Annotated in this window: 21 protein-coding genes; 12 read left to right on the forward strand and 9 right to left on the reverse strand. The window is 71.3% G+C overall.

Going from position 1 to position 26,070, the window contains the following annotated elements:
* Positions 1 to 345: 345 nt before the first annotated feature.
* The 5 genes from ACWD10_RS12900 to ACWD10_RS12920 all read left to right on the forward strand — a co-directional run bounded on the left by ACWD10_RS12900 (position 346) and on the right by ACWD10_RS12920 (position 5,667).
* Entirely contained in the window at positions 346 to 1,623 is a 1,278-nt protein-coding gene (locus ACWD10_RS12900) for a TraR/DksA family transcriptional regulator (RefSeq protein WP_451090002.1), read from the forward strand.
* A 169-nt stretch (positions 1,624 to 1,792) separates the two neighbouring features.
* Entirely contained in the window at positions 1,793 to 2,527 is a 735-nt protein-coding gene (lspA, locus tag ACWD10_RS12905) for a signal peptidase II (protein ID WP_451090004.1), read from the forward strand.
* 97 nt (positions 2,528 to 2,624) lie between these two features.
* Positions 2,625 to 3,566 (forward strand): RluA family pseudouridine synthase, encoded by a 942-nt coding sequence (locus tag ACWD10_RS12910; protein ID WP_451090006.1) that lies wholly within the window; start codon positions 2,625 to 2,627, stop codon positions 3,564 to 3,566.
* A 185-nt stretch (positions 3,567 to 3,751) separates the two neighbouring features.
* Positions 3,752 to 3,898 (forward strand): hypothetical protein, encoded by a 147-nt coding sequence (locus tag ACWD10_RS12915; RefSeq protein WP_451090008.1) that lies wholly within the window; start codon positions 3,752 to 3,754, stop codon positions 3,896 to 3,898.
* A gap of 179 nt (positions 3,899 to 4,077) precedes the next feature.
* A complete protein-coding gene (locus tag ACWD10_RS12920; RefSeq protein WP_451090010.1) occupies positions 4,078 to 5,667 on the forward strand; it encodes a Na+/H+ antiporter in 1,590 nt (529 codons plus the stop codon).
* Positions 5,668 to 5,706: 39 nt separating this feature from the next.
* On the opposite strand, the gene ACWD10_RS12925 is transcribed toward ACWD10_RS12920, so the two are convergent.
* A complete protein-coding gene (locus tag ACWD10_RS12925) occupies positions 5,707 to 6,819 on the reverse strand; it encodes a mechanosensitive ion channel family protein (protein WP_451090012.1) in 1,113 nt (370 codons plus the stop codon).
* 67 nt (positions 6,820 to 6,886) lie between these two features.
* Between ACWD10_RS12925 and ACWD10_RS12930 the strand changes: the two genes are divergently transcribed.
* Positions 6,887 to 7,456 carry a dienelactone hydrolase family protein gene (locus ACWD10_RS12930; RefSeq protein WP_451090014.1) on the forward strand — a complete coding sequence of 190 codons (570 nt, stop codon included), beginning with the start codon at positions 6,887 to 6,889 and terminating at the stop codon, positions 7,454 to 7,456.
* Between the two features lie 19 nt (positions 7,457 to 7,475).
* On the opposite strand, the gene ACWD10_RS12935 is transcribed toward ACWD10_RS12930, so the two are convergent.
* The 4 genes from ACWD10_RS12935 to ACWD10_RS12950 form a co-directional block, all read right to left on the reverse strand.
* Positions 7,476 to 9,134, reverse strand: a complete 1,659-nt coding sequence (locus tag ACWD10_RS12935; protein ID WP_451090016.1) for an alkaline phosphatase D family protein — start codon at positions 9,132 to 9,134, stop codon at positions 7,476 to 7,478.
* Positions 9,135 to 9,284: 150 nt separating this feature from the next.
* The gene (locus ACWD10_RS12940; RefSeq protein WP_451090018.1) at positions 9,285 to 10,136 is read right to left on the reverse strand and encodes a thioredoxin domain-containing protein; all 852 of its coding nucleotides are present in this window, start codon (positions 10,134 to 10,136) and stop codon (positions 9,285 to 9,287) included.
* A 54-nt stretch (positions 10,137 to 10,190) separates the two neighbouring features.
* Positions 10,191 to 10,880, reverse strand: coding sequence for a hypothetical protein (locus ACWD10_RS12945; protein WP_451090020.1), 690 nt, complete (start codon positions 10,878 to 10,880; stop codon positions 10,191 to 10,193).
* Between the two features lie 105 nt (positions 10,881 to 10,985).
* A complete protein-coding gene (locus ACWD10_RS12950; RefSeq protein ID WP_451090022.1) occupies positions 10,986 to 12,329 on the reverse strand; it encodes a DUF2252 domain-containing protein in 1,344 nt (447 codons plus the stop codon).
* A 173-nt stretch (positions 12,330 to 12,502) separates the two neighbouring features.
* Between ACWD10_RS12950 and dnaE the strand changes: the two genes are divergently transcribed.
* Positions 12,503 to 16,057, forward strand: a complete 3,555-nt coding sequence (gene dnaE / locus ACWD10_RS12955) for a DNA polymerase III subunit alpha (protein WP_451090024.1) — start codon at positions 12,503 to 12,505, stop codon at positions 16,055 to 16,057.
* A gap of 146 nt (positions 16,058 to 16,203) precedes the next feature.
* Here dnaE and ACWD10_RS12960 read toward each other — a convergent pair whose 3' ends face one another.
* Complete coding sequence (locus tag ACWD10_RS12960; protein ID WP_451090026.1) at positions 16,204 to 16,374, reverse strand: hypothetical protein; 171 nt, start codon at positions 16,372 to 16,374, stop codon at positions 16,204 to 16,206.
* Positions 16,375 to 16,621: 247 nt separating this feature from the next.
* On the opposite strand from ACWD10_RS12960, the gene ACWD10_RS12965 reads away from it, so the two are divergent.
* From ACWD10_RS12965 to ACWD10_RS12980, 4 genes are all read left to right on the forward strand, one after another.
* The gene (locus ACWD10_RS12965; protein WP_451090028.1) at positions 16,622 to 17,926 is read left to right on the forward strand and encodes an NYN domain-containing protein; all 1,305 of its coding nucleotides are present in this window, start codon (positions 16,622 to 16,624) and stop codon (positions 17,924 to 17,926) included.
* A gap of 170 nt (positions 17,927 to 18,096) precedes the next feature.
* Positions 18,097 to 19,068, forward strand: coding sequence for an ABC transporter ATP-binding protein (locus ACWD10_RS12970; RefSeq protein ID WP_451090072.1), 972 nt, complete (start codon positions 18,097 to 18,099; stop codon positions 19,066 to 19,068).
* Positions 19,069 to 19,226: 158 nt separating this feature from the next.
* A complete protein-coding gene (locus ACWD10_RS12975) occupies positions 19,227 to 19,952 on the forward strand; it encodes an ABC transporter permease (RefSeq protein ID WP_451090074.1) in 726 nt (241 codons plus the stop codon).
* A gap of 84 nt (positions 19,953 to 20,036) precedes the next feature.
* The gene (locus ACWD10_RS12980) at positions 20,037 to 21,068 is read left to right on the forward strand and encodes a LacI family DNA-binding transcriptional regulator (protein WP_451090030.1); all 1,032 of its coding nucleotides are present in this window, start codon (positions 20,037 to 20,039) and stop codon (positions 21,066 to 21,068) included.
* Positions 21,069 to 21,116: 48 nt separating this feature from the next.
* Here the strand turns inward: ACWD10_RS12980 and ACWD10_RS12985 are convergent, their stop codons facing one another.
* The 3 genes from ACWD10_RS12985 to ACWD10_RS12995 are packed head-to-tail and all read right to left on the reverse strand — an operon-like array spanning position 21,117 to position 24,651.
* Complete coding sequence (locus ACWD10_RS12985; protein WP_451090032.1) at positions 21,117 to 21,827, reverse strand: TSUP family transporter; 711 nt, start codon at positions 21,825 to 21,827, stop codon at positions 21,117 to 21,119.
* Positions 21,824 to 23,320, reverse strand: coding sequence for an amidohydrolase family protein (locus ACWD10_RS12990; protein ID WP_451090034.1), 1,497 nt, complete (start codon positions 23,318 to 23,320; stop codon positions 21,824 to 21,826). Before ACWD10_RS12990 ends, ACWD10_RS12985 begins: the two co-directional genes overlap by 4 nt.
* Entirely contained in the window at positions 23,317 to 24,651 is a 1,335-nt protein-coding gene (locus tag ACWD10_RS12995; RefSeq protein WP_451090036.1) for a uracil-xanthine permease family protein, read from the reverse strand. Before ACWD10_RS12995 ends, ACWD10_RS12990 begins: the two co-directional genes overlap by 4 nt.
* A 483-nt stretch (positions 24,652 to 25,134) precedes the next feature.
* Here ACWD10_RS12995 and ACWD10_RS13000 point away from each other — a divergent pair, with 483 nt between their 5' ends.
* Entirely contained in the window at positions 25,135 to 25,836 is a 702-nt protein-coding gene (locus ACWD10_RS13000) for a hypothetical protein (protein WP_451090038.1), read from the forward strand.
* Positions 25,837 to 26,070 lie beyond the last annotated feature (234 nt).

Consider the following 26,070-nt stretch of genomic DNA (forward strand, 5'->3'; position numbering starts at 1 on the left):
GCTGCGCCCAGTGTACGGGGCCCGGGCGGGCGGGGCCGACCGGATTTCGGGGGGCCGCACGGTGCCGGACGGTGTGGCAGGGGTGCGGCGGGGGTGCGGCGGGGGTGTGGCGGGCGGACCGCGCGGAGTGACCCGAATGGGCATACGGCCGGTGTCCGACCCCGGGCTCGCGGGGCTCTGCGGATTACCCGGCGGAGAGCTGGGCACAACGGATGCATGCCCGCCGCGCGGCAGCCGTGGGGCGGGCGAATCGGGCGGCGTGCCCCGTTGCCGCGGGCCTGGAGTCGATTTATCGTCCCAGCACGATTCGCGAGCAAGATCACAAAATGTGAAGGGGCCGCGGCCATGGTGGCGAAGAAGACCGCCGTACCAAAGTCGGCATCCGTCAGCTCCACCGGTTCGGCGGCCAAGGACGTACACGGCAAGAAGAGCACCGCGGCCTCCGCGAAGCGGTCGGCGGGGAACCCCGGAGAGCACGCGGCACCGAAGAAGTCCATGTCGAAGAAGGCCCAGGACACATCCGAGAAGGCGGCCTCGGCCAAGAAGACGGCCCACGGGAAGGGGGACGCGGAGACATCGGCGCCGGGCGAGGGGACGGCCGAGACGGGTCCGGCGAAGAAGGCCCCGGCCAAGAAGACGGCCGAGAAGAAGGCGGCTCCGGCCAAGAAGACGGCAGCCAAGAAGACGGCGGCGAAGAGCCCGGCGAAGAAGGCGGCGGCAGCGAAGGCGGCAGAGGCCGAGGCGACGCCGGAGAAGAAGGCGGAGGCCGAGGGCGCGGCCGAGGAGAAGGCCGCGAAGAAGGCTCCGGCGAAGGAGAAGGAAGCGAAGAAGGCGGCAGCCGAGAAGGCGGCCGCGAAGAAAGCCCCCGCCAAGAAGGCGGCGGCCAAGAAGGCTCCGGCGAAGAAGGCCGCGGCCAAGAAGGCTCCGGCGGAGGAGAAGGCAGCGAAGAAGGCCGCAGCCAAGAAAGCGGCCGCTCCCGAGGGCGAGGCCGTGGAGCCCGAGGCGGCGGCCGAAGCCGTCGAGCCCGAGGCGCCGCATGCGGCCGCGAAGAAGGGCGCGAAGGCGAAGAAGAAGGCCGTCGGCGAGGCCGGGGCGGAGAAGGCGGCCGAGGCCGCGGAGAAGACGGGAGCCAGGTCGGTGGTTGCGAAGAAGACTGCGGCGGCAGCGGCAGCGGCAGCGGAGGAGGAAGCCGCCGAGGTGCCGAAGGCCCGTGCGGCCGCGGCGGAGCCCGGTGAGCTCGCGGTCCGTCCCGGTGAGGAGCCCTGGACCCCGGAGGAGGTGGCCGAGGCCCGGGCCGAGCTGCTCGCCGAGGCGGAGCGGCTGCGCGCCGAGATCGACGCGGCCGCCGAGGCCCTTCAGCTCCTGATGCGGGACTCCGGGGACGGCGCGGGCGACGACCAGGCCGATACGGGCACCAAGAACATCACGCGGGAGCACGAGATGGCCCTGGCGGCCAACGCCCGCGAGATGCTGGAGCAGACCGAGCGGGCGATCGAGCGGATCGACTCCGGGACGTACGGGCTCTGCGAGAACTGCGGCAAGCCCATCGGCAAGGCCCGTATGCAGGCCTTCCCGCGGGCCACGCTCTGCGTCGAGTGCAAGCAGAAGCAGGAACGACGCTGAGCGGCAGCGGGAACGACGCCGAGCGGCAGCAGGAGCAACGCTGAGCAGGAGCAGGAACGGCGTTGAGTCAGAACAGGAACGAGGGCTGACCGGAGCCACTGAGGAGCGGCCACCGTACGTGTGTGCCGTACCCTCGTCCCCAGTCAGGCATCTAGGTTGAGGGACTTACGTGGCAGAGGCGGAGCGCATCATCGGTACGCCGGACACCCCTGAATCGGCGGGCGCGGAGCCGGGGCGGAGTGACGACGACGCCCGGGCCGCCGAGTCGCGGGAGCAGGCCGGGGAGCCTGCCCAGGAGCAGCGGTCCGAGCAGGAGCGTCCGGACGACCAGGACCCGGGCCCCGGGCAGGACGGGGACCAGGACCAGGACCAGGACCAGGACCAGGCCGGGGAGCAGGCCGCCGAGGCGCCGCCCCGTGGGCGGCGGAAGATTGGGATCCTCTTCGCGGTCGCGGCCTTCGCGTACGCCCTTGACCTGATCAGCAAGATGATCGTGGTCGCCAAGCTGGAGCACCACGAGCCGATCAATGTCATCGGGGACCTGCTCCGGTTCGAGGCGATCCGGAACGCGGGCGCGGCCTTCGGCATCGGCGAGGCGTTCACGGTGATCTTCACTGTGATCGCGGCGGCCGTGATCGTGGTGATCGTCCGGCTCGCCCGCAAGCTGTACAGCCTGCCGTGGGCGATCGCGCTCGGGCTGCTGCTCGGCGGCGCGCTCGGCAATCTGACCGACCGGATCTTCCGGGCGCCCGGCGTCTTCGAGGGCGCGGTGGTCGACTTCATCGCGCCGAAGGGCTTCGCGGTCTTCAACCTCGCGGACTCGGCGATCGTGTGCGGCGGCATCCTGATCGTGCTCCTGTCCTTCCGGGGCCTCGACCCGGACGGGACCGTGCACAAGGACTGACCTGATGCCGCTCCTGCCAGTCCTGCCAGGGCCCGTCACGGCCTCCCGGAAGGGACTGGCGTACGAGACGGGTCGGCCGGTCCGGCATACTCGTTGAGTGAGCACGATTCCGGAGATCCGTACCCTGCCCGTCCCCGACGGCCTTGAGGGCGAGCGCGTCGACGCCGCCATCTCGCGCATGTTCGGCTTTTCCCGCACGAAGGCCGCCGAGCTGGCCGCGGCCGGGAAGGTGCTCGTCGACGGCACCGCGGTCGGCAAGTCCGAGCGGGTGCGCGGCGGTGCCTGGCTGGAAGTGGAGATGCCGCAGGCGGCGCCGCCGGTGCAGGTGGTGGCCGAGCCGGTCGAGGGCATGGAGATCGTGCACGACGACGATGACATCGTCGTGATCGTCAAGCCCGTGGGTGTGGCCGCCCACCCGAGCCCCGGCTGGACCGGGACGACCGTGATCGGTGGGCTCGCGGCGGCCGGCTACCGCATCTCCACGTCCGGCGCGGCCGAGCGGCAGGGCATCGTGCACCGGCTCGACGTCGGCACGTCCGGCCTGATGGTGGTGGCCAAGTCCGAGTACGCGTACACGTCGCTGAAGCGGCAGTTCAAGGAGCGTACGGTCGACAAGCGGTACCACGCCCTGGTGCAGGGCCACCCGGACCCGCTGAGCGGCACCATTGACGCGCCGATCGGGCGGCACCCGCAGCACGACTACAAGTGGGCGGTCACCGCGGACGGCAAGCCGTCGGTCACGCACTACGACCTGGTCGAGGCGTTCCGGGCGGCGTCCCTGCTCGACATCAAGCTGGAGACCGGGCGCACCCACCAGATCCGGGTGCACATGGCGGCCCACCGGCACCCGTGCGTGGGCGACCTCACCTACGGCGCCGACCCGACGCTCGCGAAGCGGCTCGGGGTCACCCGGCAGTGGCTGCAAGCGGTCCGGCTCGGCTTCGAGCACCCGGGCGACGGGCGCTGGGTCGAGTTCGCGTGCGACTACCCGGAGGACCTGCAGCGGGCGCTCGACCGGGTGCGGGCGGAGAGCGCGTAAGCCCTGCCGGGGTGGCGAGGATACGTACCGTCGTACGGGGCTCAGTAGATCGCGCTGAACGCGCTCGTCCTCAAACGCCGGACGGGCTGGATTTGCTGCCGCCTCCGCCTCCGCTGTCGGCGTGCTCGTGCTCGCCGGTTCCTGGTCTGCCAGAGGGCGACACCATCTACATCGGCTGGCGGTCGATGTGGGACCCGCTGGGGGCCACCCTGCGCGCCGACCGGGTCATCGACAAGTGGGGCGTCCACCGCTCCGACGGTGTGAAGGGTGAGGCCACGGCCTATCTCAACGCGGCCAAGGTGGGGCGGAGTTACGAGGAGGTCGCGCTCTGAGTGGCCCTGTGGGCGGCCCGATGGCGGCCCGATGAGCGGTCCGATCAGTGGCCTGTAAGGGGATTTAGGCGGATTTTCCGGGGCGCGTGGCAGGCTTGGGGCGTCGATCTCACCGCTGCGACCGGCGCCCGGTCGTCCGCGCGTCGGCCGCTCTGACGCCCCGTCGCCGGAGGCCGCCCGTGGAACAGTTGGCCCTGCTCTTCGCCCTGCTGCTCGGGGCCGTGCTCAGCGTTCCCGTGGGGGAGCGGCTCGGCCTTCCGGCGCCGGTGCTCATGACGCTCGGCGGGATCGTGCTCGCGCTGCTGCCGTTCGTACCGAATGTCGACATCCCGCCCGAGTACATCCTGCCGCTCGTCCTTCCGCCACTGCTCTACGCCTCCGTGCAGCGCACCTCCTGGCGGCAGTTCACCGCCAACCTGCGGCCGATCCTGCTGCTCGCCGTGGCCCTGGTCTGTGTGACGACCGCGGTCGTGGCGGCCGTGGCCAACGCGATCGTGCCGGGGCTTCCGCTCGCCGCGGCCGTGGTGCTCGGGGCGCTCATCGCGCCGCCCGACCCGGTGGCCGCGACCGCCGTCGCCGGTCAACTCGGCCTACCGCGGCGGCTCGTGTCGATCCTGGAGGGCGAGGGGCTCTTCAACGACGTGACCGCGATCGTGCTGTACCACGTGGCGATCGGGGCGGTCGTCAGCGGCACCTTCTCGCTGCCGCAGGCCGCGCTCGAACTCGTACTCTCGGCCGTGGTCGCGGTCGCGGTCGGGCTCGGCATCGGCTGGGCGGCCAACAAGCTGATGGGCTTCCTCGGCGACCCGACGCTCCAGGTCGGCCTCACGCTCCTGGTGCCGTTCGTGTCGTATGTCCTCGCCGAGGAGTTGCTGGGCTCCGGGGTACTCGCCGTACTGACCACGGCGCTTTTCCTCGCGGAGTACGCGGTCGACGCCGATGACGTGATGGGGCGGCTCGCCGGGCGTACGTTCTGGGAGGTCGTGGACACGCTGGTGACCGGTATCGCGTTCGGGCTCATCGGGCTCGAACTGCACAACGCGGTCAGGACCGCGTCGGGCCGGTGGGGCGAGCTGCTCGGCTGGGCGGCGGCGATCGCCGGGGTGGTGGTGCTCGTACGCCTGGTGTGGCTGCTGCCCGCGGCCTGGCTCGCCCAGCGGCTGCACAGCAAACGGGATTACGACGAGGAGATTCCGGTCAGCCGCCGCGAGACCGTCGTCATGTGGTGGTCCGGGATGCGCGGGGTGGCCTCGGTGGCGCTCGCGCTCGCCATTCCGCTGCGTACGGCCGACGGGTCGGCCTTCCCCGACCGGGACGAGATCATCTTCATCGCCTTCGGCGTGATCATGGCGACGCTTGTGGTGCAGGGCCTGACGCTGCCCTGGCTGGTGCGGCGGCTCGGCGTGGAGGCGGACGCGGAGGCCGAGGGGGCGTTCGAACGGCAGTTGGCGGTACGGGCCGCCAAGGCGGCGAAGGCACGTCTGCAGGAGATCCAGACGGTGGAGGAACTGCCGGACGAGTTCGCGGAGCAGCTGGCCCGCCGGGCGCATGACATCGCGGTACGGATCAGTCCGGATGTGGCGGAGGACGAGCGGGGGCGGGCGGCGCTCGCGAAGCGTATGGCCTGGCTGAAGCGGACCCGGCGGATCCAGGGCGAGATGATGTCGGCGGCCCGCCACGAGGTGCTCGCGGCGCGCAGTGAGCCGGGGGCGGATCCGGAGATCGTGGATCGGGTGCTGCGGCAGCTGGACGTGCGCAGTCTGCGGTGAGGATGGTTCAACAATCCTCGTGTAGGCGTGTAGGGATGTTCAGCCGCGGCCCGTACGTGGCGTCGTCGGCTCCTCGGACGAGTGGTCCGTATGCAGGTCCTCCGGGGTACCGGCCGCCGGGGCCGTGGTGATGCGGGGCAGGGCGTACGGGTGGTGTTCCGTGAGCCAGCCGAGGAGTTGTTCGCGGACCGTGACGCGGACCGTCCAGATGTCGTCCGCGTCCTTGGCCGTGGCCATGGCGCGGACCTGCATCGTCGACGGGGTCGAGTCCGTGACCGCGAGGCCCCAGTCGCGGCCGTCCCAGGCCGGGCAGGACCGGAGGATCTCGTGCAGCTTCTCGCGCATCTCGGGCAACGGCGCCCGGTGATCGAGATGCAGGAAGACCGTGCCGGTCATCTGGGCGCCGCCGCGGGACCAGTTCTCGAAGGGCTTCGACGTGAAGTACGAGACCGGCATCGTGATCCGGCGCTCGTCCCAGGTGCGGACCGTCAGGAACGTGAGCGTGATCTCGTCGATCGTGCCCCACTCGCCGTCCACCACCACGGTGTCCCCGAGCCGCACCATGTCGCCGAAGGCGATCTGGAGCCCGGCGAAGAGGTTGCCGAGCGTGGACTGCGCCGCGATCCCGGCCACGATGCTGAGCAGCCCGGCCGAGGCGAGCAGCGAGGCCCCCGCCGTGCGCATCGCCGGGAACGTGAGCAGCATCGCGGCCACCGCCACCACGCCCACGATCGCGGTCACCACGCGCTGGATCAGCGTCACCTGCGTCCGCACCCGGCGGACCCGGGCCGGATCGCGGTCGTGGGCGGCCGCGTACCGCGCGTACGACGACTCGACGACGGCCGTCGCGATCCGTACCACCAGCCAGGCGGCCGAGGCGATCAGGATCAGGGTCAGCGTGTGGGTGACCCCGTCGGCGTGCTCCTCCAGGACCCCGTCGTCGGTCGCGGCTCGGTCGTACGAGGCGAGCAACAGGGCCGCGAACAGGGCCACTTGGAGCGGGAGCAGGGCACGGCGGAGCAGCCCCCACAGCGGGGTCTCACGGTGCCGCGCGTCGGCGCGCCGGAGCAGTCGGTCCACCAGCCAGCCGACGACCAGCGTGAGGACGACCGAGCCACCAGCGACGATCAGCGGGCGCAGGACGCTCTCCATGCGCCCGACCGTATCCGGTGCTCCTGGCGCCCGTCTCCCCGAGCCCCGGACCTGGCACGATGGCCCCATGGACATCATGCTTTTCCACTCGGCCCACGGACTGCGACCCGCCGTGCACGCCGCCGCGGACCGGCTCCGGGCCGCCGGGCACGAGGTGCACGTTCCCGACCTCTACGACGGGCGGACCACCGAGACCGTCGAGGAGGGCATGAAGATCAAGGAGGAGATCGGCTCGGACGAGCTGCTCCGCCGGGCCGTCGCCGCCGCCGCGCCGCACTCCGAGCGCGGGCTCGTGTACGCGGGGTTCTCGCTCGGCGGCTCCCTCGCCCAGAATCTCGCCCTCGCGGACGAGAAGGCCAAGGGGCTGCTCCTGCTGCACGGCACCTCGGACATCGCGGACGACGCCGCCGTGGACGAGCTGCCGGTGCAGCTGCACGTCGCCGACCCCGACCCGTTCGAGCCGCACGACTGGCTGAACGCCTGGTACCTGCGGATGCGGCGGGCCGGCGCCGACGTCGAGGTGTTCCGGTACGCGGGCGCAGGGCACCTCTACACCGACCCGGACCTGCCGGATCACGACGCGGAGGCGGCCGAGGAGACCTGGCGGGTGGCGCTCGGGTTCCTCGCGTCGCTCTGACCGCAGGTCAGCCCGCAGGTCAGCGCACGGGCTGATCCGCCCGCTCGACCCGCTGCGTGCCGGAAAGGGTGCGGTACGAGCGGGCCCAACTCGCGGTCGCGGCCGGGTCCTTGCGGTCGGACAGGACGTAGTAGTCCATCTGCGTACGGTCCGCGGTGACGTCGAGGACGCCGTACCCGTGCGAGTCCATGTCGATCCACCGCACATGGCGGTTGGCGGCCTTGATGGCTTCGGCCGCGACCGGAGAGACGGTGTGCGGCTCGACGTGCAGGAGGTCGTCGATGTTGTCGGACGTGACCGAGGTGACCACGAACTCCGTTGCCGCGGACGGGGACCGGGGATACGTCGCCGCCTTCACCGGTACGTCGTTCGCCCAGGCCATATGGATGTCGCCGGTCAGGAACACGGTGTCCGTGATGCCGTGGTCCGTCAGATGGGCGAGCAGTTCCTTGCGGTCGTCGGTGTAGCCGTCCCACTGGTCGACATTGACCGCCAGGCCCTCCCGCGGCAGACCGAGCAACTCGACCAGGGGCGCAAGCAGATGGGCCGGTACGGAGCCGAACGCCACCGGCGAGATCATCACCGAGGTGCCGACCAGCTTCCACCGCGCCCGCGAGGCCGCGAGGCCCTGCTTGAGCCAGTCGAGCTGGGCGCGGCCGGTGATGGTGCGGTCCGGGTCGTCCACGTCGCCGTTGCCGATGGTCGACTGCTGTGAGCGGAACGAGCGCAGGTCGAGCAGGTGCAGATCGGCGAGGCTGCCGTAGCGGATGCGCCGGTAGACGGTGCCCTCGGTGGCCGGGCGGACCGGCATCCACTCGAAGTACGCCTGCTTGGCGGCGGCCTGGCGGTCGGCCCAGTCGCCCTCGGTTCCGGGCGTGTGGTTCTCGGCACCGCCTGACCAGGCGTCGTTGGCCATCTCGTGGTCGTCCCAGATGGCGATCACGGGGTGGCGGCCGTGCAGGGCCTGGAGGTCGGGGTCCGTCTTGTATGTGGCGTGCCGGAGGCGGTAGTCGGCGAGCGTGACGATCTCGTGCTCCGGCTTGTGCCGCCGTACCCCGTCACCCTCGGCCGGGTAGCCGCCGGTCTCGTACTCGTATATGTAGTCGCCGAGGTGGAGCACCGCGTCCAGGTCGGGCCGGTCGGCGAGATGGCGGTACGCGGAGAACCAGCCCGCCTCCCAGTTGGCGCAGGAGACCACGCCGAAGCGGACGCCCGGGGCGGTGGCGTCGTGCGCGGGGGTGGTGCGGGTGCGGCCCACGGCGGAGGTGGTGCTTCCGGCGGTGAAGCGGAACCAGTAGTCGGTCGCCGGGCGCAGGCCGCGGACGTCCGCCTTGACGGTGTGGTCGGTGGTGGCGCGCGCGGTGGTGGTGCCGCGGGCGACGGTACGGGTGAACGCGCGGTCCTCCGCGATCTCCCAGCCCACCCGGGTGTCGGGACCCTGGCCCGAGCCGGGGGTGGCCTCGGGGGTGGGCGTGACCCGGGTCCACAGCAGGACGCCGTCGGGCAGTGGGTCGCCGGAGGCCACGCCGTGCAGGAAGGCCGGTTCGGTGCCGGTGGTGGTGGCGGCGGCGTGCGCGAGCGGGGTCGCGGCGGCGAGGGGCGCGGTGGCCGTGGCGGTGACGGCGGCGGCCTTGACCACCGTGCGGCGGCTGGGAGTTCCCTGATGTCTCGTAGTCACGAGCGGGGATATTACTAACCGGTACAGGCCGGTACAGGCGAAAGGGTGCGTGAACCCCCGGGAGTTCACGCACCCTTCCCGCAGCCGTACGGCAGCTGTACGGCTCGGCGTACGACCAGGCGTACGACCGGCGTACGCCTACGCCTGTGCCTATGCCTTGAGGGCCTTGTCGATCGTCTCGGTGAACTGCGCCGCGGTCATCGGCGTGCCCTTCTGGCCGTCCTTGAAGGTGGCTTCGAGCTTCTTGCCGTCCATCTTCAGGGTGGGGGTGCCCTTGACGCCGCTCTGTTGGAACTTCTTGGACATCGCGAGCGCCCACTCGTCGAAGGTGCCGTTCTCGACGTCCTTCTTGAACTTGTCGTTGTTCTTCAGCGCGGGGACCTCCTTCGCGATGTCGAGCAGGTACGAGTCGTCCTTGAACTTGTCCTCGCGCTCGTCGGGGTGGTTCTTCGCCGAGTACATCGCGGACTTGAAGTCCAGGAAGGCGTCCTCGCTGACGTTCAGGGCGGCGCCGAGCGCGCTCAGCGCGTTCTTGGAGCCCTCGTCCGCGCCGACCTTGGGGTCCTTCCCGCCCAGCTGGTCACCGTCGAGGAAGGTGGCGCCGACGAACTGGAGCTTGTACTTACCGGCCTTGAGGTCCTTCTCGATCTGGGGGCCGATGCCTTGCTCGAAGCTCGCGCAGATCGGGCAGCGCGCGTCCTCGTAGATCTCCAGGGTCTTCTTCGCGCTGTCCTTGCCGAGGACGACCGTGGTGCCGTCCTTGCCCTCGGTGTTGGCCGGTGCGACCACCTTCTTGGCGTCCTTGGCGGTCTCCCACTGCGTCGGCGCGTTGGCCTGCATCACCGCGAAGCCGACGCCGCCCGCGAGGGCCAGGACGCCGACGACGCTCGCCGCGACGATCACCTGGCGGCGGATCTTGTCCCGCTTGGCCTGCCGCTCGCGCTCGGCCCGCAGCCGCTCGCGCGCCGCCGTCTTCGCCGCCTGGCTGTTCCGCTTGCTCATGTCTGTCTCTCCGTACGAATCCGTGTGAAGGCGTGGGGGTTGGGGGACTGGTGCTCAGGCGTACGCCGGGCACGGCGGTCCCCGCCGACGGACGGAATGACGGAAGAGCCGGATACGGGCGGTCGACATCGGGCCCTCGGGCAGCGGCGCCCGGCGCCGTACCGGGGCGGCCGCGGCTGTGGTCACCGCGGCTGCCGCGACGAGCAGCGGCCGGAAGGCCACGACGGCGGCCGCGCGCACCAGCTGGGCGAGCGCGGACTCGCCGCGCCGGAGCCAGGCCGCGGCGGTCAGGCCCACGCCGACGTGCGCGGCCAGGAGCAGCCAGGCCGTCGCCGGGTCGGCGGAGGCGAGCAGCTCGGCGGCCGGGCGCTGCCGACCCGCGACGGCGTGGGCGAGCGAGGCGCCGACGTCCGCGCCGCCGCAGAGGATGTCGAACCCGAAGGCGCGGAGTGTGCCCGCGACCGGGCCGCCCGCCGCGCCGTAACAGACGTGCTGGCCCGAGGTGAAGACGGTGTCCGCGGCCAGCTCGACCGGAACGACCAGGGCCGCGATCCGCCAGAAGCCGCGCTCCCGCCCGGCGAGCAGCCAGGCGAGGCCGAAGACGCCCGCGGCCACCGCGGCGACGGTGGCCAGCGGCAGCGGTGCCCGGGTGAGCAGCACATGGGAGGCCGCGGACAGCGTCACGACCAGGGCCGTGAAGAGTGCCGCCCGCAGCGTCCTGAGCCGCGTCCCGGAAATGTCCATGGCCCGAGAGTGTGCCATGCCCGTAAGTAAGTCCGCCTTCAAGGTTTCCTGTGTACGCCCTTCTCTGTAGAGGCCGGGATTGACTACGTAGAGGCCGGGATCCGGCTACAGGCCCGGTATCCGGCCGTTACGGAACAGGTCCACGAAGATCTGGTGGTCCCGGCGGGCCGTGGCGCCGTACGCGTGCGCGAAGTCGACGAGCAGCTCGGCGAGGCCGGTGCCGTCCGGGTCCGTGGCGAGCGCCGCGTCGATGGCGCGCTCCGTGGAGAACGGCACCAGCTCCGAGTGGCCGCTCTCGTCGTCCGCGGCGGAGTGCATCGTGGCGGTGGCGCGGCCCAGGTCGGCGACGACGGCGGCGATCTGCTCGGGGTCGTCGATATCGGACCAGTCCAGGTCCACCGCGTACGGCGAGACCTCGGCGACCAGCTGACCCGAGCCGTCCAGCTCCGTCCAGCCCAGCCACGGATCGGCGTACGCCTGAAGGGCGCGCTGCGAGATCACCGTGCGGTGGCCCTCGTGCCGGAAGTACGCGCGGACCGCGGGGTCCGTGATGTGCCGGGAGACGGCCGGGGTCTGGGCCTGCTTCATATAGATCACGACGTCGTTCTCGAGGGCGTCCGAGTTGCCCTCGAGCAGGATGTTGTACGACGGCAGGCCCGCGGAGCCGATGCCGATGCCGCGCCGCCCCACGACGTCCTTCACGCGGTACGAGTCGGGGCGGCTCAGGGAGGACTCCGGCAGGGTCTCCAGATAGCCGTCGAAGGCGGCCAGGACCTTGTACCGGGTGGCCGCGTCCAGCTCAATGGCGCCGTCCCCGGCCGAGAAGCGGCGCTCGTGCTCGCGGATCTCGGTCACCGTCTCGAGCAGCGAGAAGCGGGTCAGGGAGCGGGCCGAGCGGAGTGCGCCCAGGAGCGGGCCCTGCGCGGTGTCCAGGGTGAACGGTGGCAGTTCAGACAAGTTGCTGCCCTTGGCGCCGGTGGCCAGGTCGTGGATGCGCTCGCGGTAGGCCGCCGCGTACGTCTGTACGAGATCGGTGATCTGCTCGTCACTGAGTGCCTTCGCGTACCCGATCAGGGCGATGGAGGCGGCGAAGCGCTTGAGGTCCCAGGTGAAGGGGCCGACGTACGCCTCGTCGAAGTCGTTGACGTTGAACGTCAGGCGGCCCTGGGCGTCCATGTACGTACCGAAGTTCTCGGCGTGCAGATCGCCGTGGATCCACACCCGGCTCGTACGGTCGTCCTCGAACGCGGCGTCGCCCGTCGCGCGCTCCACGTCGTGGTAGAAGAGGCACGCCGTGCCGCGGTAGAAGGCGAAGGCCGAGGCAGCCATCTTCCGGAACTTCACCCGGAACGCCGCCGGGTCGGCGGCGAGCAGCTCGCCGAACGCGGTGTCGAAGACGGCGAGGATCTCCTCGCCGCGTTGCTCGGCGCCGAGCTGGGAAACCGACATCGCTGGGTGCCTCCTGGTGCATGACATAGCGGACAGATGTTCCGCCCTTCCAACGCACGAACGTATGCGTGAGTGCCCGGCCGACGGTAGCCCCGGGACGCCCCCGGCTGTCAGTGCCCGGACGTAGACTCGCTTCGCGCCGCAGCCACATCGTTCTCCGGAGGTCTCGCACCGTGTCCGACTCGTCCAGGCCCCCCTTCACGCACCTGCACGTGCACACGCAGTACTCGCTGCTTGACGGTGCCGCGCGCCTGAAGGACATGTTCAAAGCCTGCAACGAGATGGGGATGACCCATGTCGCCATGACGGACCACGGCAACCTGCACGGGGCGTACGACTTCTTCCACTCCGCCAAGGGCGCGGGCGTCACCCCGATCATCGGCATCGAGGCGTACGTCGCCCCGGAGTCCCGGCGCAACAAGAGAAAGATCCAGTGGGGCCAGCCGCACCAGAAGCGCGACGACGTATCCGGTTCGGGTGGTTACACCCACAAAACGATCTGGGCGGCGAGCAAGACGGGGCTGCACAACCTCTTCCGGCTCTCCTCCGACGCGTACGCCGAGGGCTGGCTGCAGAAGTGGCCGCGTATGGACAAGGAGACCATCGCGCAGTGGTCGGAGGGCCTGATCGCCTCCACCGGCTGCCCCTCCGGCGAGCTGCAGACCCGGCTCCGGCTCGGCCAGTTCGACGAGGCCCTCAAGGCCGCCTCCGAGTACCAGGACATCTTCGGCAAGGACCGGTACTTCCTGGAGCTGATGGACCACGGCATCGAGATCGAGCGCCGGGTCCGTGACGGCCTCCTCGAGGTCGGCAAGAAGCTCGGCATCCCGCCGCTGGTCACCAACGACTCGCACTACACGTACTCGCACGAGGCGACGGCGCACGACGCCCTGCTGTGCATCCAGACCGGCAAGAACCTCTCCGACCCGGACCGCTTCCGCTTCGACGGCACCGGCTACTACCTGAAGTCCACGGACGAGATGTACGCCATCGATTCCTCGGACGCCTGGCAGGAGGGCTGCCGGAACACCCTCCTGGTGGCCGAGCAGATCGACACCACCGGCATGTTCGAGAAGCGCGACCTCATGCCGAAGTTCGAGATCCCGGAGGGCTTCACCGAGGTCACCTGGTTCCAGGAGGAGGTTCGCCGCGGCATGGCCCGCCGCTTCCCCGGCGGCGTCCCCGAGGACCGCCAGAAGCAGGCCGAGTACGAGATGGACGTCATCATCCAGATGGGGTTCCCGGGCTACTTCCTCGTGGTCGCCGACTTCATCATGTGGGCCAAGAACAACGGCATCGCGGTCGGCCCGGGCCGAGGCTCCGCGGCCGGTTCGATCGTGGCGTACGCGATGGGCATCACCGACCTCGACCCCATCGAACACGGCCTGATCTTCGAGCGGTTCCTCAACCCCGAGCGCGTCTCCATGCCCGATGTCGACATCGACTTCGACGAGCGTAGGCGCGTCGAAGTGATCCGGTACGTGACGGAGAAGTACGGCGCCGACAAGGTCGCCATGATCGGCACGTACGGCAAGATCAAGGCCAAGAACGCGATCAAGGACTCCGCGCGCGTCCTCGGCTACCCGTACGCGATGGGCGACCGCCTCACCAAGGCCATGCCCGCCGACGTCCTCGGCAAGGGCATCGACCTCGACGGCATCACCAACCCCGAGCACCCCCGCTACAGCGAGGCGGGCGAGATCCGGGGGATGTACGAGAACGAGCCGGACGTCAAGAAGGTCATCGACACCGCCAAGGGCGTCGAGGGCCTGGTCCGGCAGATGGGCGTGCACGCCGCCGGCGTGATCATGTCCAGCGAGCCGATCATCGACCACGCCCCGATCTGGGTGCGGCACACCGACGGCGTCACCATCACGCAGTGGGACTACCCGCAGTGCGAGTCCCTCGGCCTGTTGAAGATGGACTTCCTGGGCCTCAGGAACCTCACCATCATGGACGACGCCCTGAAGATGGTGGAGGCCAACAAGGGCACCAAGCTGGAGCTCCTCGAAGTCCCGCTCGACGACCCCAAGACGTACGAACTGCTCTGCCGCGGCGACACCCTCGGCGTCTTCCAGTTCGACGGCGGCCCGATGCGTTCGCTGCTCCGCCAGATGCAGCCCGACAACTTCGAGGACATTTCCGCCGTTTCGGCCCTGTACCGGCCGGGCCCGATGGGCATGAACTCGCACATCAACTACGCGGAGCGGAAGAACGGCCGCCAGGAGATCACCCCGATCCACCCGGAGCTCGAAGAGCCCCTGAAGGAGACCCTCGGCCTCACCTACGGCCTGATCGTCTACCAGGAGCAGGTGCAGAAGGCCGCTCAGATCATCGCCGGTTACTCGCTCGGCGAGGCCGACGTGCTGCGCCGCGTGATGGGCAAGAAGAAGCCCGAGGAACTGGAGAAGAACTTCGTCCTCTTCCAGGCGGGCGCCCGCAAGAAGGGCTTCTCCGACGAGGCGATCCAGGCCCTGTGGGACGTCCTGGTCCCGTTCGCCGGGTACGCGTTCAACAAGGCGCACTCCTCGGCGTACGGCCTGGTCACCTACTGGACCGCGTACCTGAAGGCGAACTACCCGGCCGAGTACATGGCGGCGCTCCTCACTTCCGTGAAGGACGACAAGGACAAGTCGGCGGTCTACCTCAACGAGTGCCGCCGCATGGGCATCAAGGTCCTGCCGCCCAACGTCAACGAGTCCGAGCAGAACTTCGCCGCCCAGGGCGACGACGTGATCCTCTTCGGCCTCTCGGCGGTCCGGAACGTCGGTACGAACGTCGTCGAGGCGATCATCCGGGCCCGTAAGGCCAAGGGGAAGTTCGGCTCGTTCCCCGACTACCTCGACAAGGTCGAGGCGGTCGTCTGCAACAAGCGCACCACCGAATCCCTCATCAAGGCGGGCGCGTTCGACTCCATGGGCCACACCCGTAGGGGCCTCACCGCCCAGTACGAGCCCATGATCGACAACGTGGTGGCGGTCAAGCGCAAGGAGGCCGAGGGCCAGTTCGACCTCTTCGGCGGCCTGGGCGGCGAGTCCGGTGGCGGCGACGAACCCGGCTTCGGGCTCGACGTCGAGTTCTCCGACGAGGAGTGGGAGAAGACCTATCTGCTCGCCCAGGAGCGGGAGATGCTCGGCCTGTACGTCTCCGACCACCCGCTCTTCGGCCTCGAACACGTGCTGTCCGACAAGGCCGACGCGGGCATCTCGCAACTCACCGGCGGGGACTACGCGGACGGCTCGGTCGTCACCATCGGCGGCATCATCTCCGGCCTCCAGCGCAAGATGACCAAGCAGGGCAACGCCTGGGCGATCGCCACCGTCGAGGACCTGGCCGGCTCCATCGAGTGCATGTTCTTCCCGGCGACGTACCAGCTGGTGTCCACCCAACTCATCGAGGACGCCGTGGTGTTCGTCAAGGGACGCCTCGACAAGCGCGAGGACGTGCCCCGCCTGGTCGCCATGGAACTCCAGGTCCCGGACCTCTCCAACGCGGGCGCCAACGCCCCGGTGATGATCACCATCCCCGCGGTCAAGGTCACCCCGCCCCTGGTCAGCCGCCTCGGCGAGGTCCTCGACCAGCACAAGGGCAACTCCGAGGTACGGATCAAGCTCCTCGGCGCCCACAAGACCACCGTGCTCCGGCTCGACCGGCACCGGGTGCAGTCGGACCCGGCGCTTTTCGGTGACTTGAAGGTGCTGCTCGGGCCGGCCTGCCTCGCGGGCTGAGACGACGCACACCGGCACACGACGCACACCGGCAGACGACGCACACCGCACACGACCAAGGGCGCACCCCCGCCGGGGCGCGCCCTTGGTCGCAAGTAGTCATACGAGCCTGGGCCGATGTGCGGTCAACCCTTGGACGGGGCCGATCAGTTGTGACCGAAGCGCTTCTCGCGGGTCTTACGGGGCATGTCGCCCGGGGTGGCCTCGGTCGCGGGCTTGGCCTTCATCTGTGCCGCGGACGACTTGGCCTGCTCCTGGCTCTGCTTCGGCGCGGAGCGTTGCTGCCCGGTCTGCTTGCGGTTCTTGTTCTTGGCCATGGTGATCTGCCTCCTGAAGGGGATCTCGGGGCCAGGGCCGGGACCACTCTCACACACCCCGACAAAGCGCGCATTCCAGAGAATTACCGTGCGTAATGCCGTGCGCCATCAGGGTCCTTGGAGAGCCATATGCAGATTCGCCACGCCGAAGATCGAGTTCGGGCCGTTAACCTCCGCGCCGTCGGGCAGACTCGAAGGTAACCCCGAGCGAACTCGTCCCCGATTCCCGTGAAAGAGGGTGGAGCGCGTGGACCGCTGCGTCGTCCTGGTGGACGCCGGTTATCTGCTCGGCGCCGCCGCGAGTCTGCTCGCCGGAGAACCCTCCAGGTCGCGGATCACCATTGACCACGCGGCCCTCATTCAGGGGCTGCGGGAGCGCGCCGAGTCGGACACCGGACAACCCTTGCTGCGGATCTACTGGTTCGACGGCGCCCCCGACCGGGTGCCCCAGCCCGAGCACCGACGGCTTCGCGTGATGTCCCGGGTCACCGTCCGGCTCGGCGCTCTGACCCGCAGCGACGGGCGGTGGGCGCAGAAGGGCGTGGACGCCGCGATGCACGCCGAACTCACCGAACTGGCCCGGAACCGGGCATGTTCCGACGTGGTCCTGGTGACCGGCGACGGCGATCTCCTTCCGGGCCTGATGTCCGCCAAGGAGCACGGTGTCGCCGTACACCTGTGGGCGGTACAGGCCGCCGACGGCGACTACAACCAGTCCGAGGACCTGGTCGCCGAGGCCGACGAGCGGCGGGTACTCGACCGGGCCTGGATCACCCAGGCGGTACGCGCCAAGGAGCTCGGCGGCGTCTGCGCCCCGCCGCCCGCGCCCCGCCCCGAGATCGCCGCGATCCTCTCCGCGCCGCTGCCCGAGTCCGCGCTCGCCGCGGCCACCGCGGAGCGCCCCGCCGACGAGGCCGCCGCGCGTAACGGTGCCGCCGCCGACGGGACCGGTCCCGGTGGGTCCGAGCGCACCCCCGCCGGGAAGCCCGGGGTGCCCACGCCGAAGGACCTGGCCGCCCTGCACGCGCCCGGAGCCGACCGGGCCGGGGTCGGTTCCGGGGTCGGCTCCGGTGTCGGCAAGGACCCGGCGAACGCGACCCTGCGCTGGTCCTCAGACAAGGGCTGGGTCGACCGGCCCGGCACCCCCGGGGAACCGCCCGAGGTCGCCGGGCTGCCCACGCTCGCCCAGCTCACCAATGCCGAGCAGCGCTGGGCGGACCGTGAGGAGGACATCACCACGGTCGGCGGGGACCCCTACGAGGTGGGTCAGGTATTCGCCCGTCGCTGGATGGAACGGCTGCCGGAGCCGGACGGGCAGCAGAAGCCTTCGGCGGTCTCCTCGCTGTCCGCCTTGTCCGCCCTGTCGGCCATGTATCCGCGCATCCCGCACCGGATCGACGGCGAACTGCTCCGATACGCCGCACGGTTCGGGCTCCTCGCCCACAAGGACGACCAGATCGACGAGCATGACCGGTATGCGATCCGGGCCGGGTTCTGGCGGGAGATCGACGTGCGGACGGCGGGGCAGGTGGCTGCGCCCGCGGCGGAGTGATATCAGCCCGTCCGGCGTTCGAGGGCGAGCGCGTTCAGCGCGACATGGGGCAACCGGGCCGACGGGACCGATCGGAGGGACGGGACCCAACCGCGACCGCGCCCCTGCGAGCGATAGGCTGCCTCCTCGTGAGTGCGCGCGCGGGACTGGACGGACACGGCGATGACGTCGTGTGTGCCGTTCGTGACCTGGTCAAGGTCTATCCGGCGGTGCGCGGGCGACGTGGTGCGCCCGGTACGCCCGAAGTGCGGGCCACCGACGGGGTCACCGTGGCCGTGCGCCGGGGCGAGATCTTCGGGCTGCTCGGGCCCAACGGCGCCGGGAAGTCCACCCTCGTACGCCAGCTGACCGGTCTGATGCGGCCGGACGCGGGCGGCGTCGAGATCCTCGGGCACGACATCGTGCGCCACCCGGAGCGGGCCGCGCGCCTGCTCGCCTATCTCGGGCAGGAGTCGACCGCGCTCGACGAGCTGACCGTCGCACTTGCCGCCGAGACCACCGGACGCCTGCGCGGGCTCGACCTGCGGGCCGCCCGCGCCGAGCGGGACGCCGTCCTCGATGAACTCGGGCTCGGGCCGCTCGCCGGACGCCCCCTGAAGAAGCTCTCCGGCGGGCAGCGCAGGCTCGCCTGTGTCGCCGCCGCGCTCGTCGGCGACCGGCCGCTGCTCGTGCTCGACGAGCCGACGACCGGGATGGACCCCGTGGCGCGGCGCGCCGTGTGGGCCGCGGTCGACCGGCGGCGGGCCGAGCGCGGCACGACCGTGCTGCTCGTCACGCACAACGTCATCGAGGCCGAGACCGTGCTCGACCGGGTCGCCGTGCTCGACCAGGGCCGGGTCATCGCCTGCGACAGCCCCGCCGGGCTCAAGGCCGAGGTGGCCGGGGACGTCCGCGTCGAGCTCGTGTGGCGGGACCGGGCGCCGGTCGAGCTGCCGGAGGTCGCGGCGCTGCGGGACGCCGCGGAGGAGTCCGGGCGGCGCTGGGTGCTGCGGCTCCCGCCCGCCGAGGCGCGGGCGGCGGTGGCCGCGGTCACCGGGGGCGATGCCTTCGCGGCGCTCGACGACTTCGGTGTTTCCACGCCGAGCCTGGAGGATGTGTATCTCGCACTCGGCGGGCGTACGAAGGGACTGGTCAAGGCGTGACGGTGTCGTCGGGGACCGAGGAGCAGGGAGGACGTCCCTACGTGAGGATTGTTGAACGATCCTCGCGTAGGAATGTCCTCGCCGATGCCGAGAACCCCGACGGGCCGGCCGGTCCCACGGCGGCCGACGGCGCCTGGCTCGCGCCGCGCGCCCGCTTCCTGCCGTCGCTCGCCGCCGTGTACCGGGCGCAGCTCTCACGGGCCCGGGTCGCGCGGATTCCGCTGCTCTTCGTCGCCACCTTCCAGTCCGTCGGGATCATGATTCTGATGCGCGGCGTGGTGGACGGCGGGGACGAGGCGCGGGCCGTGGTCGCCGGGTCCTCCGTGCTCGTCGTCGCCTTCGTCGCGTTGAACCTGCTGGCCCAGTACTTCGGGCAGCTGCGGGCGCAGGGCGGGCTCGACCACTACGCGACGCTGCCGGTGCCGCCCGCGGCCGTCGTGCTCGGTGCCGCGGGCGCGTATGCCTCCTTCACCGTGCCCGGCACGGTCGTCACGGCCGCCGTCGGGAGCGTGCTCTTCGGGCTTCCGCTGACGCATCTGTGGGTGCTCGCGGCCGTCATCCCGCTCGCCGGGGCCGCGCTCTCCGGGCTCGGCGCCGCGCTCGGACTGCTCGCGCCCCGGCCCGAACTGGCCACGCTCCTCGGCCAGCTGGGCATGTCGGCGGCGCTGCTGCTCGGGGTGCTTCCGGCCGACCGGCTGCCGTCCCTGATCCAGTACGCGCGTGACCTGCTGCCCTCGACGTACGGCGTGGAGGCCCTGGCGCGCACCTTCGACGCGGCGCCGGACTGGGCGGCCGTGCTGCTCGACCTGGGGGTGTGCGCGGGCGTCGGCGTCGCCTCGCTCGCCGTCGCGACCTGGGCGTACCGGAGGGCGGCCGTCCGGTAACCGGGTTCCGGCACATCCCTTGATCCGGTCGGCGAGGATGGAGGCAGCACCCTTACCTGCCACACGCGAGGAGCGTCCGCGCCGATGCCCACTTCCGCCTCTGCTTCGAGGCCGCCGACGATCGCCGATGTCGCACGGGTCGCCGGGGTGTCGCGCACGACGGTCTCGCACGCCCTCAACGGGCTCGGCAAGGTGGACCCGCGGACCCGGGAGCGCATCAAGCAGGTCGCCGCCGAGCTCGGTTACCGGCCCAACCTGCGGGCGCAGCGGCTGCGGCGCGGGCAGGCCAAGGCCATCGCGCTCGCCTCCTCCATGCCGTTCGCGGTGGCCGGAGGCCCGTCCCGGCTCGGGTTCTACATGGAGGTCGCGGCCGCTGCCGCCGAGAGCGCCCTCATACACGACTACGCGCTGGTGCTCGTGCCGCCCGTGCAGTCCGGGTCCGCGCTGTACTCGGTCGACATCGACGGGGCCATCGTCGTCGAGCCCGATGTGGACGACGCGGCCGCCGCCCGCCTGAAGGAGCGCGGACTGCCGTACGTCGCGCTCGGGCGGCCCGTGTCGCCGGACGAGGACGCGCCGTACGTCGATCTGCGCGGCGGGCTCGTCGCCGAGCTGCTCCTTGACCACCTGTACGAACAGGGGGCGAGGCAACCCGCGCTGATCATCGGCTCCGGGGCGCGGCACTCGTCGGTCGACGCGCGCGCCGCCTTCGAACGGGTCGCCCGGGAGCACGGCTCGCCGCCCCTCGTCGGGACGGCTCCCGAGACGGGCGGCGAGCAGGCCGGTTACGAGGCGTGCGCGGCGCTGCTCGCCGAGCACCCCGGGATCGACGCGGTCTGTGCCCTCGTGGACGTCTTCGCGGTGGGCGCGGTCCGGGCCATCCGGGACAGCGGGCGCACCATCCCGGAGGACGTCATGGTCGTCACCCGGTACGACGGGCTGCGCGCCCGCACCTGCGAGCCGCCTTTGACCGCCGTAGATCTGCACCTGGACCGGGCGGCGGCCGACGCGGTGGAGCTGCTGCTCGCCCGGCTGCGCGGCGACACGGCCGCACCGACGGTGGCCACGGCGCCCGAGCCTCGGGTGATCGCTCGTACGTCGTCCCTGCGGGGCTAGGGGGAGACACCCCCTAGCGTTCGGTGGCGGGGGCCGCCGCAGGCGCTGTCACAACCCCAGCATCAGGACAACCCCCGACACCAGCGCGAAGGCCAGCACGAACAGGCGCATCCGCCGTGCGTCGAGCCGGTGGTGCACCAGGCGGCTCAGCCACGCCCCCACGGCGATCGCGGGCAGCAGTGCGAGCGCCCAACCCAGGTCCGCGGGGTTCCCCTTGCCCGTCGCGAACAGCAGGACCAGGGAGGCGACTTCGCCGACGAGGAAGCACGCGGCGACGGTCGAGCGCAGCTCGGCGGGCGGCCGGTGCTGGTAGACGAGCGCCAGCGGCGGGCCGCCGACCCCCGTCGCGGTCTCCGTCAGACCGGTCACCGCGCCCGCGCCCACATACGCGGACCGGCCGGGCGTGAACGCGGGCGCGAGCAGGCTCACCACCGCCGCGAGGACCGTGGCCAGGCCCACGAACAGACCGAGGCTGCGGTCCGGGATCAGCCAGAGCAGTGCCAGACCGCCGGGGGTGGCGGCGAGCCGCGCCCCGGTGATCCAGCCCGCGCCGCGCAGATCGAGCGCGGCCCGCTCGCGCCAGGCGACATACAGGTTGAGCGGGATCATCGACGCCAGGACGAACACCGGGAGCAGTCCCGGATCGAGGATCCCGGCCACCGGCGCGACGATCAGGGCGAAGCCGAGCCCGCTGCTGCCCTGCACGAACGCGGCGGCCGTCACCGTGAGGGCGAGCACCGCGAGGGTCGCGGTGGTCACTGTGCGGTGCTCCGTTCCGGTATGGCCGCGCCCTGTTCGCGTACTGCTGTGGAGCTTTCCGGTACTGCCGTGGACCTTTTCTGGGGCGCCGTGGAGTGTTCTCGTGCCGTCATGGATGTGGGGTGTACGCGGGTGATGGCCGCGCTTCCCACGGCGGCGCGGGCCAGTTCGGTGGCCCGGTGCACGAGCGCGGTGCCGTCCCAGCCGACCGGCCGCCCCGACCACAGGCGCAGCCGCCCGGCGACGAACACGGCGGTGATCTGGTCGCGGTTGCCGCGGCGTACCAGCTCCCAGGGCAGGTCCCAGGAGAGCGCGAGCTCCGGCGTGTTGACGTCGACGAGGAGGAAGTCGGCGGCCCGGCCCTCGGCGATGGTGCCGGTGCGGGCGCCGAGGCCGACGGCGTCGGCGCCGCCGCGCGTGCCCTGCTCCAGCCAGGTCCAGCCCGCGCCGCACGACGAGTCGCCGGTGGCGAGCCCGTACCCGAGCCGCTGCGCGAACTCGGCCGCGTCCGCGAGCCGGAAGCCGTCGCCGCGGGTGCCGTCGGTGCCGAGCCCGAAGCGGATGCCGCGCTCGGCCATGGCGGTGGCGGGGGCGACGGCGTTGCCCTTCCAGGCGCTGGCGACGGGGTTGTAGCTGACGGCGGTCCCGGTGTCGGCGAGCAGGGTCAGCTCGCGGGGCGTCAGCAAGGTGGCGTGCGCGGCGAGGAGTTGAGGACCGAGCGCGCCGATCCGGTCCAAGTACTCGAGCGGGCGCAGTCCATGGCGTACGAGAGAGCGCTCGACCCCCGCCAGGTGCTCATTGACATGGATCTGCACCACGGCCCCGGCCTCGGCGGCGAGGCGGGCGGTGTGCCGCAGGGTCTCCTCGGTGGCCGCCTCGGGGATGGAGACGGCGAGGGAGGGGTGCACGAGCGGGTCGCCGTCGTAGCGGGCGAGGTGCTTCTCGGCCTTCTCTGCCTTCTCGGGGCTTTCCGTGGCGGCGGGGGCCTCCGCGACCTGATCGGCGTCGTTGCAGACGAGTCCGAGCACGCACCGGATCCCGGCGTCGCGCGCGGCGGTCGCGACCACGTCCACGTCCACATCGGCGCGGGTGCCCGCGTCGGCGACCGTGGTGAAGCCGCCGCGCAGGGCTTCGAGGGCCGCCAACTTGGCCGCCACATAGGCCGATTCCTCGTCGAGCGCGCCCTCCAGAGGCACCCACACCCGGCGGAAGATCTCCGACGGCTCTCCGAAGGCGAGCGCGGAACCGAAGCTCTGCGTGAGGTGGTGGTGGGCGTCGACGAAGCCGGGCATCAGGAGGTGGCCGGGCAGGCGGATCGGGTCGAGGTGCGGATGTGTGGCTTCCAGTTCCTCGGCGGGGCCCACGGCGCGGAAGGATCCTTCGGCTACGACGACGCCGTGGCCGTCGGCGGATCCTTCGGGCAGCAGGACGGCGTCCGGGACGAGGAGGAGCGGCCCGGAGCCGTTCAGTCGGTCGTGGGTGAGCTGGTTCATCGGTCGCTTTCCGTGCGGGCCGTGGTGCGGCGGGAGTTGGTCAGGCGGGCGGCGATGGCGGGCCTGACGTGGTGGAAGAGGATGTTGAGGACGGCGGCGACGAACGCGCCGACCGCGACACCGCTTTCGAGCAGGATGCGGACGTTCGGTGGGAAGCCCCCGTACACGCCGGGGACGAGGATCGGCAGCAGGCCGAGCGCGAGGGCGACGGCGCAGATGAACGTGCTGGTGTGCCGGTCGAGGTCGGAGCGGCCGAGCATCTGCACGCCGAGCACGGTGATCACGGCGAAGACGACCATGGCGGTGCCGCCGACGACCGCGGACGGGATCGCGCTGATCGCGCGCGTCACGGGGGCGAGGAAGCCGATGGCGATGAGCACCACACCGGCCGCGGCGGTCACGAAGCGGCTGCGCACGCCGGTGACCCGGACGATGCCGATGTTCTCGCCGCTGGTCACCATGAGCGGCAGCCCGAAGAACCCGCCGAAGAGCGAGGTGAGCGCGTCGCCGCGGACGGTCTTGGGTACGTCTTTGCGCTTGTCGATGTCCTTGCCGACGGCCTCGGCGTTGATCACCGTCTGGCCGGTGGCCTCCGCCATGGAGGCGAGGCTGTAGAGCATCAGCGGCAGCGCGGCGACGAGGTTGAACTCGGGCGACCCGAACGGCAGCAGCTGCGGGGCGCTGACCAGTCCGCCCTCGGTGGCACGGCCGAGGTCGAGGCCGCCGAGGAGCGCGGCGAGCCCGGTACCGGCGAGGAGCCCGAGCATCACGGCGAGCTGGCGCAGGGTGCCGCTGAACAGCAGGTAGAAGACGACGGTGCAGCCGATCGTCGCCATGCCGAGGGCGAGGTTGGTGGGGTCGGCGAAGCCCGGCTCGCCCGGGCGCCCGGTCACGAGGGTCGCGCCGACCTTCACCAGATTGACGCCGACGATCACGATCATCGTGCCGATGACCAGGGCCGGGAAGTACGCGAGCAGCCGGGAGAACACCGGCAGGACGACGAAGTAGAAGGCGGCCGTGAGCAGCACCGCGCCGGTGGCCGTGCGCAGGCCGTGCTGTTCGGCGATGGCGAGGAACAGGATCAGCGGCGCCCCGCCCGGCAGCATCACGAACGGCAGCCGGGGCCCGAACTTCCACGGCCCGAGCGACTGGATCAGGGATCCGACGCCGGACAGTACGAAGGCCGCGGAGAGCAGACCTACGGTCAGGCTCGGGTCGAGCCGCAGGGTGGCGCTCATCAGGAAGATGGCCGAGATGGGGGTGGCGGCCATGACGAGGACGTGCTGGATCCCGAAGAGCAGGATCCGGCCGAAGGGGCGGGACTCGTCCACGGGGTGGGGTGTCGATGGGGTGGCGGGTGCGGGTGGTCCTTGTTCCGTTCTCGGACCTGATTCCTGTTCGGTACCGGCTTCTTGTTCGGTACCGGCTTCTTGGTCCGTACCGGACAGGGTCTCGCGGGGACTGGACACGTTCGGGCTCCATTCGGGCGTCTCGGCACGCTCGGATTTCAGCCGCTGTCCGGCCCTGGGACGGAGAGCCAAAGCGGGGTGGCCAAATCGATTTGGCCGCCAGTATGTGAGGGGGGTGCCCGAGCGTCAAGGGCCGCGGCGTGAGCTCTCGGGCGGTCCCGCCGTGCAGCGGTTACGGTGGCTCGGCGCCCCGGACAGGCCCTGGGGCCCGTGCGGAAGTCCCTCCCCCACTCTCGGCTTCGCTCGAGCGGGAGGTGCCCCCTCCCCGCGACGCCCAGGCCCTGGCGGCCCCCGGTCGGCGGTCCCGGCCATGGCCGTACGGCGGTCGCCTGGCACGATGGCAGGGTGACCGCACCGCTGACACCGCCCCACCAGCCGCACTCGGACAACGACTCCTGGCAGGCCCCGCCCGCCGGTGGCGTCCCCCGCCACGGGGTATCCGGCCATGATGGATCCGGCCAAGAGGAGGCAGGGCCCGACATGAAGACCGAGATGCGCGAGGCGGTGGTGATCGCGGTGGCGGTCACCGTCAGCGGCGTTCTGCTCGGGCTGCTCTGGGCGTGGCTGGCGCCGCGGGTGCCGCTGATCTCGGACGGGGAGGCCGTCTTCCTCAAGGAGACCGAGGGGGAGCAGGCCATCGGCGGTGACGGCACGTTCATCCTGCTCGCGCTCGGCCTCGGCGCGCTCAGCGGGCTCGCGGTCTTTCTGTGGCGGCGGCGCGGCGGGGTGCCGCTCGTGGTCGGACTCGCCGTCGGCGGACTGCTCGCCTCCGTACTGGCGTGGCGGCTCGGCCTGTACCTCGGGCCGGGCGGCGACGTCGTGGCGCGGGCCAAGGCCGCGGGGGAGGGCGTGCCGTTCGACGCGCCGCTCGACCTGCGCGTCAAGGGCGCGCTGCTCGCCTGGCCGATCGCGGCGAGCGCCGTACACCTGGGGCTGACCGCGCTGTTCGCGCCGCGGGACCCGGAGCCTCTTACGGACCACGACCCGTACCGTCGGCCCGGTGCCGGATCCGGGGGCCGCGCCCCCAGCGCCCCCCATCGGCCCTGAGGGCCTCGTCCTCGAACGCCGGACGGGCTGAGTTGATGCCCTGCCCGCCCGGCACCGTCAGACGAAGGTCCGTAAGGCAGGGCCTAGGGCGTGTCCGATGGGTCCTGCCTGGGTCGCGACGCCTGGCACGCACATCTGCGGCGTTGTCGTCGGTCGCCGACGCGCCGCGTCGACTCCCTCCTCCGCCTTGCAGCTGCTGCTCGCCATCCGAAGGATGAATCAAAGAGGCGAGGC

Source organism: Streptomyces sp. NPDC002851 (genome assembly GCF_053591935.1).